The 16,092-nt window shown below is 70.6% G+C and carries 15 protein-coding genes; 8 read left to right on the top strand and 7 right to left on the bottom strand.

The window, feature by feature from the left end:
• Nucleotides 1-3: 3 nt before the first annotated feature.
• Nucleotides 4-441, bottom strand: coding sequence for a lactoylglutathione lyase (gene gloA / locus ACO2Q3_RS09130; RefSeq protein ID WP_423306250.1), 438 nt, complete (start codon nt 439-441; stop codon nt 4-6).
• A 237-nt stretch (nt 442-678) separates the two neighbouring features.
• Between gloA and ACO2Q3_RS09135 the strand changes: the two genes are divergently transcribed.
• Both ACO2Q3_RS09135 and ACO2Q3_RS09140 read left to right on the top strand, forming a co-directional pair.
• Nucleotides 679-1,749: an efflux RND transporter periplasmic adaptor subunit gene (locus ACO2Q3_RS09135; RefSeq protein WP_423306252.1), complete on the top strand. Its 1,071-nt coding sequence runs from the start codon at nt 679-681 to the stop codon at nt 1,747-1,749.
• Nucleotides 1,750-1,794: 45 nt separating this feature from the next.
• Nucleotides 1,795-5,022, top strand: coding sequence for an efflux RND transporter permease subunit (locus ACO2Q3_RS09140; RefSeq protein ID WP_423306253.1), 3,228 nt, complete (start codon nt 1,795-1,797; stop codon nt 5,020-5,022).
• Here ACO2Q3_RS09140 and ACO2Q3_RS09145 read toward each other — a convergent pair.
• Together ACO2Q3_RS09145 and ACO2Q3_RS09150 are read right to left on the bottom strand one after the other, a co-directional pair.
• Nucleotides 4,985-6,841, bottom strand: coding sequence for an ABCB family ABC transporter ATP-binding protein/permease (locus tag ACO2Q3_RS09145; RefSeq protein ID WP_423306933.1), 1,857 nt, complete (start codon nt 6,839-6,841; stop codon nt 4,985-4,987). The two genes, ACO2Q3_RS09140 and ACO2Q3_RS09145, sit on opposite strands and share 38 nt — an antisense overlap.
• Nucleotides 6,842-6,858: 17 nt before the next feature.
• Nucleotides 6,859-7,683, bottom strand: coding sequence for a hypothetical protein (locus ACO2Q3_RS09150; protein WP_423306254.1), 825 nt, complete (start codon nt 7,681-7,683; stop codon nt 6,859-6,861).
• A 73-nt stretch (nt 7,684-7,756) separates the two neighbouring features.
• Here ACO2Q3_RS09150 and ACO2Q3_RS09155 point away from each other — a divergent pair, with 73 nt between their 5' ends.
• Nucleotides 7,757-8,359: a TIGR00730 family Rossman fold protein gene (locus tag ACO2Q3_RS09155; RefSeq protein WP_423306255.1), complete on the top strand. Its 603-nt coding sequence runs from the start codon at nt 7,757-7,759 to the stop codon at nt 8,357-8,359.
• Nucleotides 8,360-8,689: 330 nt separating this feature from the next.
• On the opposite strand, the gene dksA is transcribed toward ACO2Q3_RS09155, so the two are convergent.
• Both dksA and ACO2Q3_RS09165 read right to left on the bottom strand, forming a co-directional pair.
• On the bottom strand, nt 8,690-9,118 hold the full coding sequence (gene dksA, locus ACO2Q3_RS09160; protein WP_423306256.1) for an RNA polymerase-binding protein DksA: 429 nt from the start codon (nt 9,116-9,118) through the stop codon (nt 8,690-8,692).
• A gap of 213 nt (nt 9,119-9,331) precedes the next feature.
• Nucleotides 9,332-9,769, bottom strand: coding sequence for a flagellar assembly protein FliX (locus ACO2Q3_RS09165; protein WP_423306257.1), 438 nt, complete (start codon nt 9,767-9,769; stop codon nt 9,332-9,334).
• Nucleotides 9,770-9,963: 194 nt separating this feature from the next.
• Between ACO2Q3_RS09165 and ACO2Q3_RS09170 the strand changes: the two genes are divergently transcribed.
• The 4 genes from ACO2Q3_RS09170 (at nt 9,964) to ACO2Q3_RS09185 (ending at nt 12,381) form a co-directional block, all read left to right on the top strand.
• On the top strand, nt 9,964-11,079 hold the full coding sequence (locus tag ACO2Q3_RS09170; RefSeq protein WP_423306258.1) for a flagellar basal body P-ring protein FlgI: 1,116 nt from the start codon (nt 9,964-9,966) through the stop codon (nt 11,077-11,079).
• Entirely contained in the window at nt 11,079-11,393 is a 315-nt protein-coding gene (locus ACO2Q3_RS09175; RefSeq protein WP_423306259.1) for a rod-binding protein, read from the top strand. Before ACO2Q3_RS09170 ends, ACO2Q3_RS09175 begins: the two co-directional genes overlap by 1 nt.
• Nucleotide 11,394: 1 nt before the next feature.
• Nucleotides 11,395-11,835, top strand: coding sequence for a flagellar basal body protein (locus ACO2Q3_RS09180; RefSeq protein ID WP_423306260.1), 441 nt, complete (start codon nt 11,395-11,397; stop codon nt 11,833-11,835).
• Between the two features lie 90 nt (nt 11,836-11,925).
• Nucleotides 11,926-12,381 carry a PaaI family thioesterase gene (locus ACO2Q3_RS09185; RefSeq protein ID WP_423306261.1) on the top strand — a complete coding sequence of 152 codons (456 nt, stop codon included), beginning with the start codon at nt 11,926-11,928 and terminating at the stop codon, nt 12,379-12,381.
• 31 nt (nt 12,382-12,412) lie between these two features.
• On the opposite strand, the gene ACO2Q3_RS09190 is transcribed toward ACO2Q3_RS09185, so the two are convergent.
• Both ACO2Q3_RS09190 and ACO2Q3_RS09195 read right to left on the bottom strand, forming a co-directional pair.
• Nucleotides 12,413-14,047 carry an ABC-F family ATP-binding cassette domain-containing protein gene (locus ACO2Q3_RS09190; protein ID WP_423306262.1) on the bottom strand — a complete coding sequence of 545 codons (1,635 nt, stop codon included), beginning with the start codon at nt 14,045-14,047 and terminating at the stop codon, nt 12,413-12,415.
• A gap of 144 nt (nt 14,048-14,191) precedes the next feature.
• Nucleotides 14,192-15,124 (bottom strand): glutathione S-transferase family protein, encoded by a 933-nt coding sequence (locus tag ACO2Q3_RS09195; protein WP_423306263.1) that lies wholly within the window; start codon nt 15,122-15,124, stop codon nt 14,192-14,194.
• A gap of 174 nt (nt 15,125-15,298) precedes the next feature.
• Between ACO2Q3_RS09195 and ACO2Q3_RS09200 the strand changes: the two genes are divergently transcribed.
• On the top strand, nt 15,299-15,898 hold the full coding sequence (locus tag ACO2Q3_RS09200; RefSeq protein ID WP_423306264.1) for a YdeI/OmpD-associated family protein: 600 nt from the start codon (nt 15,299-15,301) through the stop codon (nt 15,896-15,898).
• The last annotated feature ends 194 nt before the right edge of the window (nt 15,899-16,092 follow it).

Raw genomic sequence — 16,092 nt, forward strand, 5'->3', positions numbered from 1 at the left:
CGCCTACCAGGCCCCGACGTTGGGCATCGACACCCAGGGCTCCGCCGGCTCCAGCCGCCCGTTCTGCAGCAATTCGATGGAGATGCCGTCCGGCGAGCGCACGAAGGCCATGTGCCCGTCGCGCGGCGGCCGGTTGATGGTCACGCCCTTGTCGAGCAGCCGCTGGCACAGGGCGTAGATGTCGTCGACCTGATAGGCCAGGTGGCCGAAGTTGCGCCCGCCCTGATAGTCCTCGGTGTCCCAGTTGTAGGTCAGCTCGACCATCGGCGCCCGGTTGGCCTTGGCGGCCTCGGCGTCTTCCGGCGCGCTGAGGAACACCAGGGTGAAGCGGCCGTGCGGGTTCTCGGCCCGGCTGACCTCCACCAGGCCCAGCTTGTCGCAGTAGAAGTCCAGCGCCTGATCGAGGTCCTTCACGCGGACCATGGTGTGCAGATAGCGCATCGCCTTCTCCTCCTGCTGCGGCCTTGGAAATCGGCTCTCCCTTTAGCCAAGGAACGGCGCGCCGTCAGGCCCAGAATTGCCGCCGCATAGGTTGCAGATGGGAAACCTGTCTTCCTTTTCATTTGCGACTTGAAATAGGCGGCCGCAAAACCGCGGTCGTCGAATTCCTCCCGGGGGCGGGTGGGGGCGCGCTTCACCGGCGCGAACCGCAGGCTCTCGCGCCACCAAGAGCCACTCATGCGTATCAAGTCGTCCTATGCCGTGGCCGGAGGGATCGTCCTCGTGGTGGCGGTCTACATCATCGCCAAGCCGCTGCTGTCGCATGACGCCAAGGGCGGCCAGGCCGCGGCGGCGCCGGTGGCCGCCAGCAACGCCCCGCCGCTGGTGAAGATCGCCGACACCCCGGAGGCGGCGCACCCCTATTCCGTCGCCCTGCGCGGCCGCACCGAGGCCACCCGCACCGTCAGCGTCCGCGCCGAGACCTCCGGCGTCGTCGCCCAGACCCCGATCATGCAGGGAACCTTCGTGCGCGGCGGGACGGTGTTGTGCCGGCTGGCGGTGGACGCGCGGCAGGCGTCGCTGGACATGGCCAGGGCCAACCTGAAATCCAAGCAGCTGCAGATGCAGGCCTCGGCCAGCCTGGCGGCCAAGGGCTTCCGCTCGCCGACCCAGGTGCTCGCCGACCAGGCCAACCTCGATTCGGCCTCGGCCTCGGTGCGCCAGGCCGAGGTGGCGCTGAACCAGGTCAACATCCGCGCCCCGTTCGCCGGGGTGTTCGACCACCGCGACGCCGAGGTGGGCGCCTACCTCGGCCCCGGCCAGTCCTGCGGCTCGGTGATCGAGCTCGACCCGCTGCTGGTGGTGGGCGACCTGCCCGAGACCGAGGCCTCGCGCGTGCAGGTGGGCGCCGCGGCGACGGCGAAGCTGGTCTCAGGCGAGGTGATCACGGGCCGGGTGCGCTTCGTCGCCCGCGACGCCGACCCAACCACCCGCACCTATCGGGTCGAGATCGCCGTGCCGAACCCGGGCTCCCGGGTGCGCTCGGGCCTGTCGGCCGACATCCAGATCGCCGCCGGCGTGGGCCCCGCGCACCAGACCATCACCTCGGCCCTGGTGCTGGACAGCGCGGGCCGCCAGGGCGTGCGCACCGTTCTGGCCGACAACACCGTGGCCTTCACCCCGGTCAGCGTGCTGGAGGAGACGCCGCAGGGCATCTGGATCTCCGGCCTGCACGGCCAGGCGCGGATCATCGTCTCCGGACAATCCTATGTGTCCGAAGGCCAGAGGGTCAGGGTCTCGGCGCGCTAGCGCCGGGTCCCGGACGAGCGTGCGCCCCATGATCAGCGTGACTCAATGATCGACGGCCTCATCGACGGCGCGCTGAAGCGGCGCAAGGTGGTCCTGGCGGTGACGCTGGTGATGACCTTCTTCGGCCTGCTGGCCTATTTCCAGGTGCCGCGCGAAGCCCAGCCCGACATCACCATCCCGTTCGTCACCGTCGTGGTCCCCTACCCCGGGGTCAGCCCGGAGGACGCCGAACGGCTGCTGGTGCGGCCGATGGAGCACGAACTGCAGTCGCTGCAGGGCCTCAAGGAGATGAACGCCGAGGCGCGCGAGGGCGTGGCCGTGGTGAGCATGGAATTCGAGGTCAACTTCAACAAGGACAAGGTGCTGGAGGACGTCCGCGCCAAGGTCGACCTGGCCCGCTCCAAGTTCCCGCCTGACGCCCTGCCGCCCGACATCGAGGAATCCAACATCAGCGACGAGCCGGTGCTGGGGGTGGTGCTGTCGGGTCCGGCGCCGGAGCGCACCCTCTACGCCACCGCCCGCTCGCTGCAGGACCGCCTGCTGGGCCTGCCCGGCGTGCTCAGCGCCGACATCGCCGGCGGCCGCGAGGAGGTGCTGGAGGCCACCATCGATCCGGCGCGGATGGAGGCCTACAACGTCACCACCACCGACCTGGCCAACGTGATCGGGCGCAACAACCAGCTGGTCCCGGCCGGCGACGTGCAGACCCGCCAGGGGTCGTTCGCGGTGAAGCTGCCCGGCGTGGTGCAGTCGCCGAAGGACATCCTGCTGCTGCCGATCAAGAAGAACGGCGACAAGATCGTCACCGTCGGCGACATCGGCGAGGTGCACCGCACCTTCAAGGAGCCGACCTCGATCGCGCGCTACAACGGCCAGCGCGCCTTCACCCTGTACGTGGTCAAGCGGCCCGGCTCGAACCTGCTCGACACCATCCAGGCCGTGCGCGACACGGTGAACACCGAGCAGAAGCACTGGCCGCCGACGATCCGCTCGGACTATTCCTTCGACCAGAGCGAGTTCATCGCCCACACCCTGACCATGCTGGAGTCGGGGCTGATCACCGCGACCCTGCTGGTGATGCTGATCGTCATCGCCGCCCTGGGCGTGCGCCAGGGGATCATGGTCGGCGCGGCCATTCCGACCTGCTTCATGATCACCTTCCTGTGCCTGCAGGCGATGCACATCACCCTCAACCAGATGGTGATGTTCGGCCTGGTGCTGGCGGTGGGCATCCTGGTGGACGGCGGCATCGTGGTGGTGGAGTACGCCGACCGGAAGATGGCCGAGGGCCTGGCGCGGGGCGAGGCCTTCGCCGCCGCCGGCAAGCGCATGTTCTGGCCGGTGGTCAACGGCACCCTGACGACGCTGTGCGCCTTCCTGCCGTTCCTGTTCTGGAACTCGATCCCGGGCAAGTTCATGAGCTTCCTGCCCCTGACCCTGTTCTTCGCCCTCAGCGCGTCGATCTTCGTGGCCCTGATCTTCACGCCGGCGCTGGGCTCGCTGGTGGGCCGCAAACAGGGCGTGGACCTGCGGCACCTGGCCGAGATCGAGAAGTCCGAGCACGGCGACCCGAGCCAGATGACCGGCTTCATGGGCTGGTACGCCCGCACCCTCACCGCCGCGGGCCGGCATCCGTTCATCGTCACCGCCGGCGCCCTGGCGGTGATGGCGGCGATCATCGTGCCCTTCGCCATGAACAAGCACGCGGTCGAGTTCTTCCTCAAGCAGGACCCCGACCACGCGACCGTGTTCGTGATGGCGCGCGGCAACCTGTCGGTGGAGGCCGCCAACGACCTGGTGCGGCAGGTCGAGACCCGGCTGATCGGGGTCAAGGGCGTGCGCGCCATCGACGTGCGCGCCGGCAAGCTCGGCGGCGGCGGCCCCAACGCGCCGCCCAACGACACCATCGGCCGCCTGCAGCTGGAATTCGTCGACTTCGACGGCGAGAAGAAGCTGGGCCTGCGCGGCGTCGACATCGTCGACGACATCCGCAAGCGCCTGGGCGAGACGCCGGGGGTGCTGACCGAACTGCGGCTGCCGCAGAGCGGCCCGCCGCAGGGCAAGGACGTGCAGATCCAGCTGCAGAGCCAGGACACCGTGGCGCTGAACAAGGCGGCCGACCTGGTGCGCGCCCACCTGGCCGCCGATCCGCAGATCGTCTCGCTGGAGGACACCCGCACCTCGCCCGGCATCGAGTGGAACTTCGCCGTCGACCGGGTGGCGGCCGGCCGCTACGGCGTGGACGTGCTGTCCGTCGGCCAGGCGATCCAGTTCGTCACCGACGGCATCCTGGTGGGCAAGTTCCGGCCGGACGACGCCGCCGACGAGCTGGACATCCGCGTGCGCTTCCCGCCGGACGCCCGCAACCTCAGCGCCTTCGACAAGCTGAAGATCTCCACCCCGTCAGGCCCGGTGCCGGCCAGCTATTTCGTCAAGATGGCCCCGGCGCAGCAGGTCACGCGGATCGCCCGCCGCGACGCCCAGCGGCTGGTGGTGGTGCAGGCCAACGTCCAGGGCATGGCCCCCAACCAGAAGATCGACCAGCTGCGTCCCTGGCTGAAGGCCGCGGCCATCGACCCCAGCGTGCGCTGGAAGTTCCGCGGCGCCGACGAGGAGGGTCAGAAGGCCGGCGTGTTCTTCGTCACGGCCATGGGCGTGACCCTGTTCCTGATGTTCATGATCCTGCTGTGGCAGTTCAACAGCTTCTACGGCGTGGTGGTGACCCTCTCGGCGGTGGTGCTGACCATCATGGGGGTGCTGCTGGGCGTGGACCTGAACCTGTTCCACACCTTCGACTACATCTCGGTGATCATGATGGGCACCGGCATCGTCGCCCTCGCCGGGGTGGTGGTGGGGCACAACATCGTGCTGGTGGACACCTTCTACCAGCTGCGCCGGGCCGGCTACGAGGCTGACGACGCGGCGGTGCGCGCGGCGACCCAGCGCTTCCGGCCGGTGATGCTGACCACGGTGGTGACGGTGATCGGCCTGTTGCCGATGATGTTCCAGATGCACCCGGACTTCCGCAACGGCGGCTTCGACTACAAGGCCCCCGGCTCGGAATGGTGGGTGCAGCTGTCGGCCACGGTGGTGTGGGGCCTGTCGTTCGCCACCCTGCTGACCCTGTTCCTGACCCCGGCGGCGCTGGCCGCGCCCAAGGCGCTCAGCCGCAGCCTCGGCCTGGCGACGCGGCCGTTCCGCGGCGCCTTCCCGGCGCGCGGCCGGCGGCCCGGGCTTACTCCGCCCCCGCCATTTCCGGAGGCGGCCGAGTAGCCTCGCTGCGGGTCTGCCGCCGCCAGAGGGCGGCGTACTCGCCGCCGTTGGCCAGCAGCGTGGCGTGATCGCCGCGCTCGACCACCCGCCCGCGACGGATCACCAGGATCTGGTCGGCATCGGCGATGGTCGACAGGCGGTGGGCCACCACCAGGGTGGTGCGGCCGGTGCGGACCTTGCGCAGCGTCGCCTGGATCGCCGCCTCGGTGCGCCCGTCGAGCGCGCTGGTGGCCTCGTCGAGGATCAGCAGCCGCGGATCGGCCAGCAGCGCCCGGGCCAGGCCGACGCGCTGGCGCTCGCCGCCGGACAGCTTCAGTCCGCGCTCGCCGACCTTGGTGTCCATCTGCTGGGGCAGGTCGCGGATGAAGGTCGTCAGCTCCGCCGCCTCGGCCGCGGCCCAGACGCGCTCCGGCGACGCCGAGGGGTCGGCGAAGGCAATGTTGGCGTAGAGGGTGTCGTTGAACAGGGCGACGTCCTGGGGCACCAGGGCCACCGCCTTGCGCAGGCTGTCCTGGCGCGCCTGGCGCAGGTCGACGCCGTCGATCAGCACCTGGCCCGACTGCGGGTCCAGCAGCCGCAGCGCCAGCCGCGCGATGGTGGTCTTGCCAGAGCCCGACGGCCCCACCAGGGCGGTGGTGGTCCCCGGCGGGGCCTCGAATGAGACGTCGGTCAGGCCCACCGAGCGGGCGGTATGCTGGAAGGCGACGTTGCGGAACACCAGGTCGGCGCCCTGCCCCGAGGCCGGCGGCAGCGGCCGGGCGTCGGGGGCGTCGACGATCTCCGGCTCGACGGCGCGCAGGTCGAGCATCTGCTCCATGTCGACGAACGCCTGGCGGATCTCGCGATACTGCATGCCCAGGATGTTCAACGGCCCGTAGACCGTCTGCAGGATCAGGATGCAGGCGGTGATGCTGCCGGGCGTCATCTGGTGGTGCAGCACGCTCAGCGCGGCGATCACCACCACCAGGAAGCGGCCGACGCTCAGCACCACCGACTGCACGGTGTTGAGCAGCTGCAGCGAGGTGTTGGCCTTCACCGCGGCCGTGGCGTAGTCGCCCATCGCCTTGGCGTAGCTGGCCACCACACGGCCTTCCGAGCCGAAGGTCTTGATGGTCTCGAAGTTCATCAGCGAGTCCACCACCAGGCCGGCGGCGTCGCTGTCGGTCTGGTTCAGGTCGCGCCGGTGCTTGATGCGCCAGTTCGAGATCGAGAAGGTGAACACCACGTAGATCACGATCACGGCGTTGGCGACGATGGCCAGGCGCCAGTCGTAGCGGGTCGAGAGCACCCACGAGGCCATGATCAGCTCGATCGCCGTCGGCCCCAGGTTCAGCACCACGCTGCGCAACAGGAAGTCGGTGGAGCGCGCGCCGCGGTCGATGATCCGCGACAGCCCCCCGGTCTGCTTGCCCTGGTGGAAGTTCAGCGACAGCGACAGCGAATGGCCGAAGGTCTCCACCGCCGAGCGCGCCAGGGCCGCCTGGGACACCGGCGTGAACACCGAATCGCGGATGAACGGGATCGCCTGCGACAGCAGGTTCAGCAGCACCCAGGCGCCGGCGAAGCCGACGAAGGCGATCAGGATCGCCTCCACCTCGCCCCGCCCATGCCCCAGGTAGTCGATGCCCTTGCCGATCCACAGCGGCGCCACGACGCCGGCCAGCTTGCCGATCAGCACCAGCGCCAGGGCCAGGGCCAGCCGGCGCTTCAGCCCGGTGGCCTGCGAGCGCGCCACCAGACGTCCAAGGTCGGCCATGGAGCTGAAGAAGCTGAACCGGCTCCCCTTGGCCGCGGGGGCGCCGCCGCCGTGGCCGCCCATCGTGTCGTGCGCCAGGCTCAAGCCCCTCCCCCCGGTCGGTCCATGATGATGGTGCTCTGCATGCCGCCTCCGGGCGTAAGCCAGTCGATCCGCCAGCCCAGCGACACCCGCTCGGCGCGATAGGGCCCTCCGCTCAAGGTGGGGGCCGGCGAGACGGGCGCAACCGTGCGGGCCTGATGCTCGCCGTCGGACGCCTCGATCTGGTGCTCGCCGCGCGCCAGGGGTTCGCTCAGGGACACCTCGAAGCGGCCCTCCGCGTCGGTGGTGTTCTGGCCGCGCTGCACGCCATCGACCCGCACGCCGATGGTGGCCCCGGGCGCGGCGACGCCGGCGACCACGGCGCCGCCCTGCCGGTCGTAGTCCAGCGCCAGGATGCGCACGCCGCCGAGCGCCGCGCCGAATACCTGGGCGCCCGCGCCCGCCCGCAGCTGCGCGGCCTGTCCCCCCGGCAGGATCGCCAGATAGCCCTGGGCCTGCACGGTGCGCTTGCCGGCGCGGTCCGACATCGACAGGCCGAACAGCCGCGGCTCGCCCGCCTCGGCGACGTCGATGCGCCACTGGCCGCGTTCGTCGGCAAGCGAGGACTGGGCCTGGCCGGTGGGGCTCGCCAGCCGCACGGTGAGGCCCGGGGTGGCGTCTCCGGTCAGGCTGAGCCGGCTGCCCGGCGACAGGGTGACCCCGCTCAGCGCCGGGGGCGGCAGATAGTCCCCGTCCGCGCCGACGGCGCTGTGCGCCAGCGCGCCGGCGTCGTCGCGCCGTCCGCACCCCGCCAGCAACGCCGCCATGGTCAGCACCAGAGCAAGTCTCGACCGCGCCACGACTTGAATCGTCAGACCTTTCACCCGATTATCCCGTCAGATCGTTGCATAACGAAGCGCGCTGCGGCGCGCTGTTTTTTTCTGGAGACCCCGAACAATGTCCATCCAGTCCAGGCGCCTGGACTCCGTGTGCGTCTATTGCGGTTCGTCGAACGCGGCGCGCCCCGAATATCTTGCCGCCGCCGCCACCCTGGGCCAGCGCATCGCCGAGGACGGCCTGCGCCTCGTCTACGGCGGGGGCGGCGTCGGCCTGATGGGCGCCGCCGCTCGCTCGGCGCACGACGCCGGCGGACGGGTGCTGGGGATCATCCCCGAGTTCCTGACCTCGCACGAGCGGCCGCTGGCCAACGTCGAGACCATCATCGTGCAGTCGATGCACCAGCGGAAGATGATGATGTTCGAGGAGTCCGACGCCTTCGCCATCCTGCCCGGCGGCATCGGCACGCTGGAAGAGGTGATCGAGCTGTTGTCGTGGCGGCGCCTGGCGCTGCACGCCAAGCCGATCGTGTTCTACAACCCGGACAACTTCTATGACGGTCTGTTCGACTTCTTCCAGAAGTTCATCGACGAGCGGCTGATCCCGCCGGAGTTCGCCGAGACCTGGCGCGCCGTCACCGAGATCGAGGAGCTGCTGCCGGCCATCCGCAGCATGCCGACCAACGCCTTCGCCACGCCGCCCGGCATGGAACACGTGACCTGAGCTGGTGGCGCGGTTTCATTGAAACCACGAACCCACACGAACCACACGAACGGCTTCCAGTTGCCCACGTCCGGCTCATCCCGGCGACGACCGGGAACTGAGTCAAGCCAAGCGCTAGGTCAAGACCTGCCGGAGGCGACTTATGCCTGGGTCCCGGCCTTCGCCGGAATGAGTGGAATTGGGGGGAGCCGTTCGTGTGGGTTCGTGGTTCCAGACAGGAGCCGTCGCCGCACCGGCCGTGCATGGCGGGCCGCGGAAAGCCTCTGAATTTCCGGCAGAAAAAGACTGCGCCGCCCGGACCTTGGAGGCCGGACGGCGCCGTTCAGAATTTCAGTCGTCGCGATGGACGCGTTCGCGCCGCTCGTGCCGCTCCTGGGCTTCGAGGCTCAGGGTGGCGATCGGCCGGGCTTCCAGGCGGGCGATGCCGATGGGCTCGCCCGTCTCTTCGCAGTAGCCGTAGTTGCCTTCATCGATTCGGCGCAGGGCCTCATCGATCTTGGAGATCAGCTTGCGTTGCCGATCTCTCGTGCGCAACTCAAGAGCGCGATCGGTTTCGGATGACGCACGGTCAGCCAGATCAGGATGATTTTCCGTCTCTGCCTGTAGATGCGTCACCGTCTCCCGCGACTCTTTCAGGATGTCTTCTTTCCAGTCGAGCAGCTTCTGCTTGAAGTACTCGACCTGGCGCTCATTCATGAAGGGTTCGTCCTCACTTGGACGATACTCGGAGTCTTTCAACAACACGGAAGTTGCGTGCATAAACGCCTCACACCCCCTTAAATCCCCGTCTTGAGTACGGGAGCCGCGCTTATAGCAAAAACGCCGTTACGAGCAACGCGCCGCCGCTTCACGACCCCGCGTTCCAAGCTTCGCTGCGCGCCTTTGCCGCCGATTGCATCAGGAATAGTCAAGTTCGTCCGTCGGTTGGCCGACACAGTTCGTCCGCCGAAGGACGTGCGATTTCGCTGCGGGTCAGGCCGCCAGGCCATTGACCTCGAGCTTGGCCAGCTCGACCTCCGCCCGCATCTCGATCTCGCCGAGGATGGCGTCGAGACCCGGATCATCCGTCATGGCCCGCTGCTCGCGCGCCTCGCGCGCCAGTCGCTCCACGGCGCCCTTGGGCAGGGCGCCGTCCAGCAGGCCGATCTTCAGGTCTTCCAGGGCGTCCAGCAGGCGTCCGCCACGCGCCGTCGCGCGCCGGCGACGTTCCAGCGGCCCGCCGATATCCTGCAGGGCCATCAGCGCCTCGAGCGAGGCCACCGCGCCAACTCCGGCCGCGGCCGAGGTGCGCGCCACGTCCGACGCGCCGCCCCCGCTGACGATCGGCGCAAATCCGCCCGCCGCCGCAGCGGGCTTGGCGCCCCGCGGACCGCTGGCCGAACTGGCGCCGGATGGACCGGAAACCTTCATATCCGAACTCCCATGCCCCCAAAGTGAGCTGAGCCGATTGCGGTATGGTTAATGCCGGGCAAATTCTGCCGACAGCGCCAAGTCGCCGAACCGCGAGGCGACAATTGCCTGTTTTCATTGACGTTTCGTGACCATCCAGGTTGGCGCCGTTCTCGCATGGCCGCGCCCGAACCTGGGGGCGACGGTAAGGTCTCATGCGCAGTAGGATTTTCGGATTGGTTCTGGCGGCGATGGTGGCCTTCGGCCTCGGGGCCGGGCCCGCGTCGGCCGCCTCGCGGATCAAGGACATCGTCGAGTTCGAGGGCGTGCGCGACAACATGCTGGTGGGATACGGCCTGGTGGTCGGCCTCAACGGCACCGGGGACTCCCTGCGCAACGCCGCCTTCACCCAGCAGAGCCTGGTGGCGATGATGGAGCGCCTGGGCGTCAACACCCGCGACGTCTCCGCCACGCTGAACACCAAGAACATCGCCGCGGTGATGGTCACGGCCCGCCTGCCCGCCTTCGCCGCCAACGGCTCGCAGATCGACGCCACCGTCTCGGCCATGGGCGACGCCAAGAGCCTGCTGGGCGGCACCCTGCTGGTCTCCACCCTGCTGGGCGCCGACGGCCAGGCCTATGCGGTGGCCCAGGGCACGGTGCAGACCGGCGCCGTCTCCGCCGGCGGCGCCTCGGGCTCCTCGGTGACCAAGGGCGTGCCCACGGCCGGCCGCATCGCCGCCGGGGCGATCGTGGAGAAGGAAACCGGCTTCCAGCTGGCGAGCATGAGCTCGCTTCGCCTGACGCTGCGCAATCCCGACTTCACGACCTCGCATCGCATCGCCGACGCGATCAACGCCGCCTACCCGGGCACGGCCGTGGAGACCAACCCCACGATCGTCACCATCCGCCCGCCCGAGGGCCAGGACATGGTCAGCTTCGTCACCGCGGTGGAGAACCTGACCGTCACTCCCGATGCGCCGGCCAAGGTGGTGATCGACGAGGTCTCCGGCGTGGTGGTGATGGGCGATGCGGTGCGGGTCTCCACGGTGGCCATCGCCCAGGGCAACCTGACCATCTCGGTGCAGGAGACGCCCAAGGTCAGCCAGCCCGCGCCGTTCAGCCAGGGCCAGACCACGGTCACCCCGCAGTCGGCGATCAAGGTGGACGAGGAGAAGGGCAAGAAGCTGATCACTCTGCGCGACGGCGCCTCGCTGGCCAGCCTGGTGTCGGGGCTGAACGCCCTCGGCGTCACCCCGCGCGACATGATCTCCATCCTGCAGGCCATCAAGGCCGCGGGCGCCCTGCAAGCCGACATCGAGGTGATGTGATGGACGCCGCCGTCTCCGTTCCCGTCGACCTGACCAGCGGCGCCGCCACCGCAGCCAGCGCCGCCGACCTGGCCAAGCGCGGCAAGATCGACAAGACCGCCAAGGACTTCGAGTCCTCGTTCCTGAACATCATGTTCCAGCAGATGTTCAAGGATGTGGGCGCCGACAATCCCTACGGCGGCGGCCAGGGCGAGGAGATGTGGAAGTCGTTCCTGACCGACGCCATGGCCAAGCAGACCGTCAAGCGCGGCGGCATCGGCCTGGCGCAGACGGTCGAGAAGGAAATGTTGAAACTCCAGGGGCTGAGTGCGTGACATGAGCCAGGACAGCAACCCCGCCAACGCCCGGGTCGAGGCGCTGATCGTCCTCACCGACCAGCTCACCTCCGCCCTGGCCCAGCAGTGCAAGGCGTTCGAGGCGCATCGCCCGCAGGACGCCGCCGCCTCGATGGAGGGCGTCGGCAGGATGGCCAACGTCTACCGCCGCGAGTCGGCCGAGGTGCGGCTGCAGCCGGCCCTGGTGTCGTCGGCCTCGCCGGCCCTGCGCCAGCAGCTGGTGCGCTCGACCGAGGCGTTCGAGGCGGTGCTGGCCCGGCACGGGCGCGCGGTGCTGGCTTCCAAGACCGTGACCGAGGGCCTGGTGAAGGCGGTTGCGCACGAGGTGGCCGCCACCCGCCTGACCGGGACCGGCTATGGCCCGGGCGCCAAGGCCTCGCAGGCGCAAGGCACCGCCATCGCCCTCGACCGCCAGGCCTGATCCCTTCATACAATTGTTTCAAACGCACGTTTGACTCTCGCCGATCGCGGACGCTTACTGGCCGCGTCCGCCATCCGCGAGGGACCTGACATGGCCGATCCAGCGCCGCCACCCGGCTTTGAGCCCCACTTCCGCCGCAGCCCCGTCACCGACGCCTGGGCGCCGCTCTACAGCCGGCGCGCCGAGGGCGCCGTAGCGCTCGGCCTGTGGATCGACCGGCCGCATACCAACGGCCGGGGCTTCGCCCACGGCGGGCTGATCAGCGCTCTCGCCGACAACGCCATGGGCCTGACCTGCGCCGAGCAGCTGGCGGACGACGCCAGCCTGGTGACCGTCTCGCTGGCGGTGGACTTCCTCGACTCCGGCCGCATGGGCGAGTGGCTTGAGGTGTCGCCCCGCCTGGTGCGGGCCGGGTCCACCCTGTGCTTCACCGACGCCACGGTCACCGCCGACGGCCGCCCCTGCGCGCGGGCGCACGCCACCTTCCGGGTCGTGGGCCGACGCCTCCCCAGCGAGGCGCCCCCGCTCGCGCCCGCACTCCCCTGACGCCGGCCCGTCCTGCGCGGGTCGCGACTCCCTACCCCTGAGCGCCCGAGGCGCCCTGATCCGGGTCTGGGCCCAGCCACAGCATCTGATCCACGCCGATGGCGTCCAGGAAGTCGGGATCGTGGCTGACCACCAGCAGGGCGCCGTCATAGGCGTCCAGCGCCGCCTCGACCGCCGCCACGGCGTCCAGGTCCAGGTGGTTGGTGGGCTCGTCGAGGATCACCAGCCTTGGCGGCGTCTCACCCATCAGGGCGCAGGCCAGGGCGGCGCGCAGCCGTTCGCCGCCACTCAGGCTCCCCACCCGCTTCTGCGCCGCCGTGTTGCGGAACAGGAACCGCGCCAGCGCCGCGTGGGCGCTGTTCGCCGTTGCCCCCGGATTGAGCCGCAGGAAGGCGTCCAGCACAGTTTCGTCGGGCCGCAGGGCCGCGGCCTGCTGGTCCAGCAGCGCCGCGGGAACGCCGCGCACGATCCGCCCGGCCGTCGGCTCCAGCGCGCCCGTCGCCAGCCGCAGCAGGGTGGACTTGCCGGCGCCGTTGGGGCCGCCGACGGCGATCCGCCGCGGGCCGGTGAGCCGGAACGAGACCCCCTCCAGCACCGCCGCGCCGTCCGGCCAGCGCAAGCCGACGTCCTCGAAGGCCAGCACCAGCTTGCCCTCGGCCAGCCCCGACGGCGGCAGGGTGAAGCCCAGGGCGCGCAGACGCTCGACCCTCGCCTGGGCCGCTTCCAGCACCTCGGCGGCGTCGCTGCGCTGGCGCTCGGCGAGCCGCGCCTGGCGCCCGCCGGTGCGTTCGGCGCGCTCGGCCCGGAAATCCAGCAGCATCTTCGGCGCGTCGGACCGGGCGCGGGCGCGCTGGCCGGCGGCGTCGCGCCGCGCCTGCCGCTCGCGGGCCTGCTGCGCCTCGCGGCCGACCCGGGCGACCGCCCGCTCCGCCTCGTCGAGATCGCGCGCGGCGGCGGCCAGTTCCTCGGCCTTGCGGTCGGCGTAGAGGTCGTAGCCGCCGCCGTAGACCCGCGCGCCCAGGCTCGACAGCTCGACGATCCGGTCCATGCCGCGCAGCAACGCCCGATCGTGGCTGACCACCAGCGCCCCGCCCCGCCAGCCGGCCAGCAGCGCCGCCACCGCCGCCCGCCCCTCGGCGTCGAGATTGTTGGTCGGCTCGTCCATGATCAACAAGTCCGGCTCGGCGATCAGCAGCGCCGCCAGGGCCGCGCGTGTCGCCTGCCCGCCGCTGAGGGCGCTCGCCGGCCGGTCCAGGGGAACGTCCGCCAGTCCCAGACTGTCCAGCGCCTCGGCCAGGCGTGCGGGCAGCAGCCAGTCGGCGGCCTCGAGGTCGTCCTCCCGCGGGTCGCCGCGCTCGATCCGCGCGAGCCGCGCCAGGCCGTCGCCGACCCCGAGCAGGTCTTCCAGCCGCGCACCCGGCGGCGGGGCCAGGGCCTGGCGCAGCACGGCGAGCCGGCCGCTGACCGTCACCGCCCCGGCGGCGGGCTCCAGTTCGCCGAGGATCAGCCGCACCAGGGTGGTCTTGCCCACGCCGTTGCGGCCGACCAGCCCGGTGCGCTCCGCGCCCAGGCTGAGGGTCAGGTTGTCGAAGAGGGCGCGGCCGTCAGGGCTGCGGGCGCAGACGCCGTCCAGGGTGACGAAGGCGCCGGAGAGGGGACTGGGCATGGAGGGCCTTGGCGAAGGAAACGGGCTGGGCGAAGCGGGTTTCGTTCGCGCGTTCCATCGAGGCCTCCCTTGGCGTTGGCCTTGAACCTAGGCGCCGCCGGCGCGGCGCGCAAGCCGGTTCACGGCCCCCAAGCATGCCGCGCCTCAGGGCGTACTGGAGGGGATCACCACATAGCCGGCCCGCGGGAAGTGGGCGTGCAGCCGGCCCAGGCCCGGCTCGTCGCGCGCCAGGGTCAGCCGTTCGTGGCTGGAGGCCACCAGCACGCCGCTGATCGGGTCGCGGGCGTAGTCGTCGGCCATCACCGTCACCGCCGCGCCGGGGGCCAGGCTCAGGGGGTCGCCCTCGTCATGCGCCAGGGCGACGTTGGGCTCGGCGGTGCGGGCGATCTCCAGGGCCTCCTCCGGCGTCATCTCCGTGCGCTGGCCGTGGCCGATGGCCGCCATGCGCGCGCGCCAGGCCTTCACCCGGTCCAGGCCCGCCAGCAGTTGTTCGGCGACCTGCGGCGCGGCCGCGCTCAGCCACCAGACGTTCATGTAGGCCGAGACGTCGGCCACGTTCGGCCCGTCGCCGCCGAGGAAACCGCCGCTGGCCTCCAGCGCCCGCTCGATCCACCCCGCCTGGGCGCGCCACTGGCCGCGCATGGTCTGGGCGGCGGCGCGCATGGCCTTCACGTCGAACGGCCGGCCCGACAGCTTCTCGCGATCCTCGATGAAGGCCTTGGGCACGTTGTCGCCGATCTCGGCGAAGATGATCGGCACGGTCACGCCGAAGAACAGCCGGTCGGCCCACAGGTTGACCGCATAGTCCGGCCCGTGGCCCGACGCCTTCGCTCCCGGCGCGCGCCGTTCCAGCTCGGCCAGGATCACCTGGCTGTCGCAGAAGATGTCGGCGCCGATCTGCAGCACCGGCGCGCGGCGATAGCCGCCGGTCAGCGGCGTCAGCTGCGGCTTGGGCATGATCGTCGGCTGGATCACCGAACGCCAGGCCAGGCCCTTGATCCCCAGCATGATCCGCACCTTCTCGGAAAAAGGTGAGGTGTCGTAGTGGTGCAGGATGATCTCGTCGGCGCCGGCCATTTGGGTCCCCTTCCCTTCCGCTGGCCCCGATTGTGGCGCCCCCGGCGCGGCGGCGATATGGCGCCGTGGGGTCAGGGAGGCTGCGATCCGCCGGCCCCCTTGGCGCCGGTCCGCAAAGAGGGTCAATCAGGGCGTCGGTCCTTCCACCCGCCCAACAGCCCCAGGGAGAGACGGATGCCCAAGGCGGAGCTCCCGCTTCTGACGTTTGCCGATGTCGAGTCGCTGGAGCGGTGGCTGGAGACGCAGGGCGAGGCCTCGGCCGGCGCCTGGCTGCGGTTCGCCCGAAAGGGCGCGCCGGAGACGACGGTGAGCAAGTCGGAGGCGATCGACTGCGCCCTGGCCTTCGGCTGGGTCGACGGCCAGCTGGGCAGCGTGGACGCCCACTTCTTCAAGACCCGCTTCACCCCCCGTCGGCCCCGAAGCGCCTGGTCGCAGATCAATTGCCAGCGGGTCGAGCGGCTGGAGGCGGCCGGCCGCCTGCGCCCGGCGGGGCGCGCCCAGGTCGACCAGGCCAAGGCCGACGGACGCTGGGACGCCGCCTACGCCGCCCAGAGCCAGGCTGCCCCGCCCGCCGACCTCGACGCCGCGCTCGACGCCGCCCCCGCCGCCCGCGCCCTGTTCGACGCCCTCGACGCCGCCAACCGCTTCGCGATCCTCTACCGCGTGCAGCAGGCCAGGACCCCGGAAAGGCGGTCGGCCAAGATCGCCGAGCTGGTCGCCATGCTGGCCCGCGGCGACACGATCCATCCGCGGAGGGCGAAGCGCGGTGGGTAGCGGGCGCGCCGCCCCCGAACGATGAGCCGGCTTAGGGCGGGCGGACAGGGGCCGTGGCGTCCGGGGGGCATAGGTCGGCCGTCATCTATGCCCTCCCCCTTCTGGCGGGGATGCGCCATGAAGAGACATTGAGACCGGCGGGGAAATCCGACATTCAAAGGCGCTGCCCAGCTAGGCCCGGATGACCGATAGCC

The sequence above is a fragment of the Caulobacter sp. KR2-114 genome (assembly GCF_049446115.1).
Lineage (GTDB): Bacteria > Pseudomonadota > Alphaproteobacteria > Caulobacterales > Caulobacteraceae > Acaudatibacter.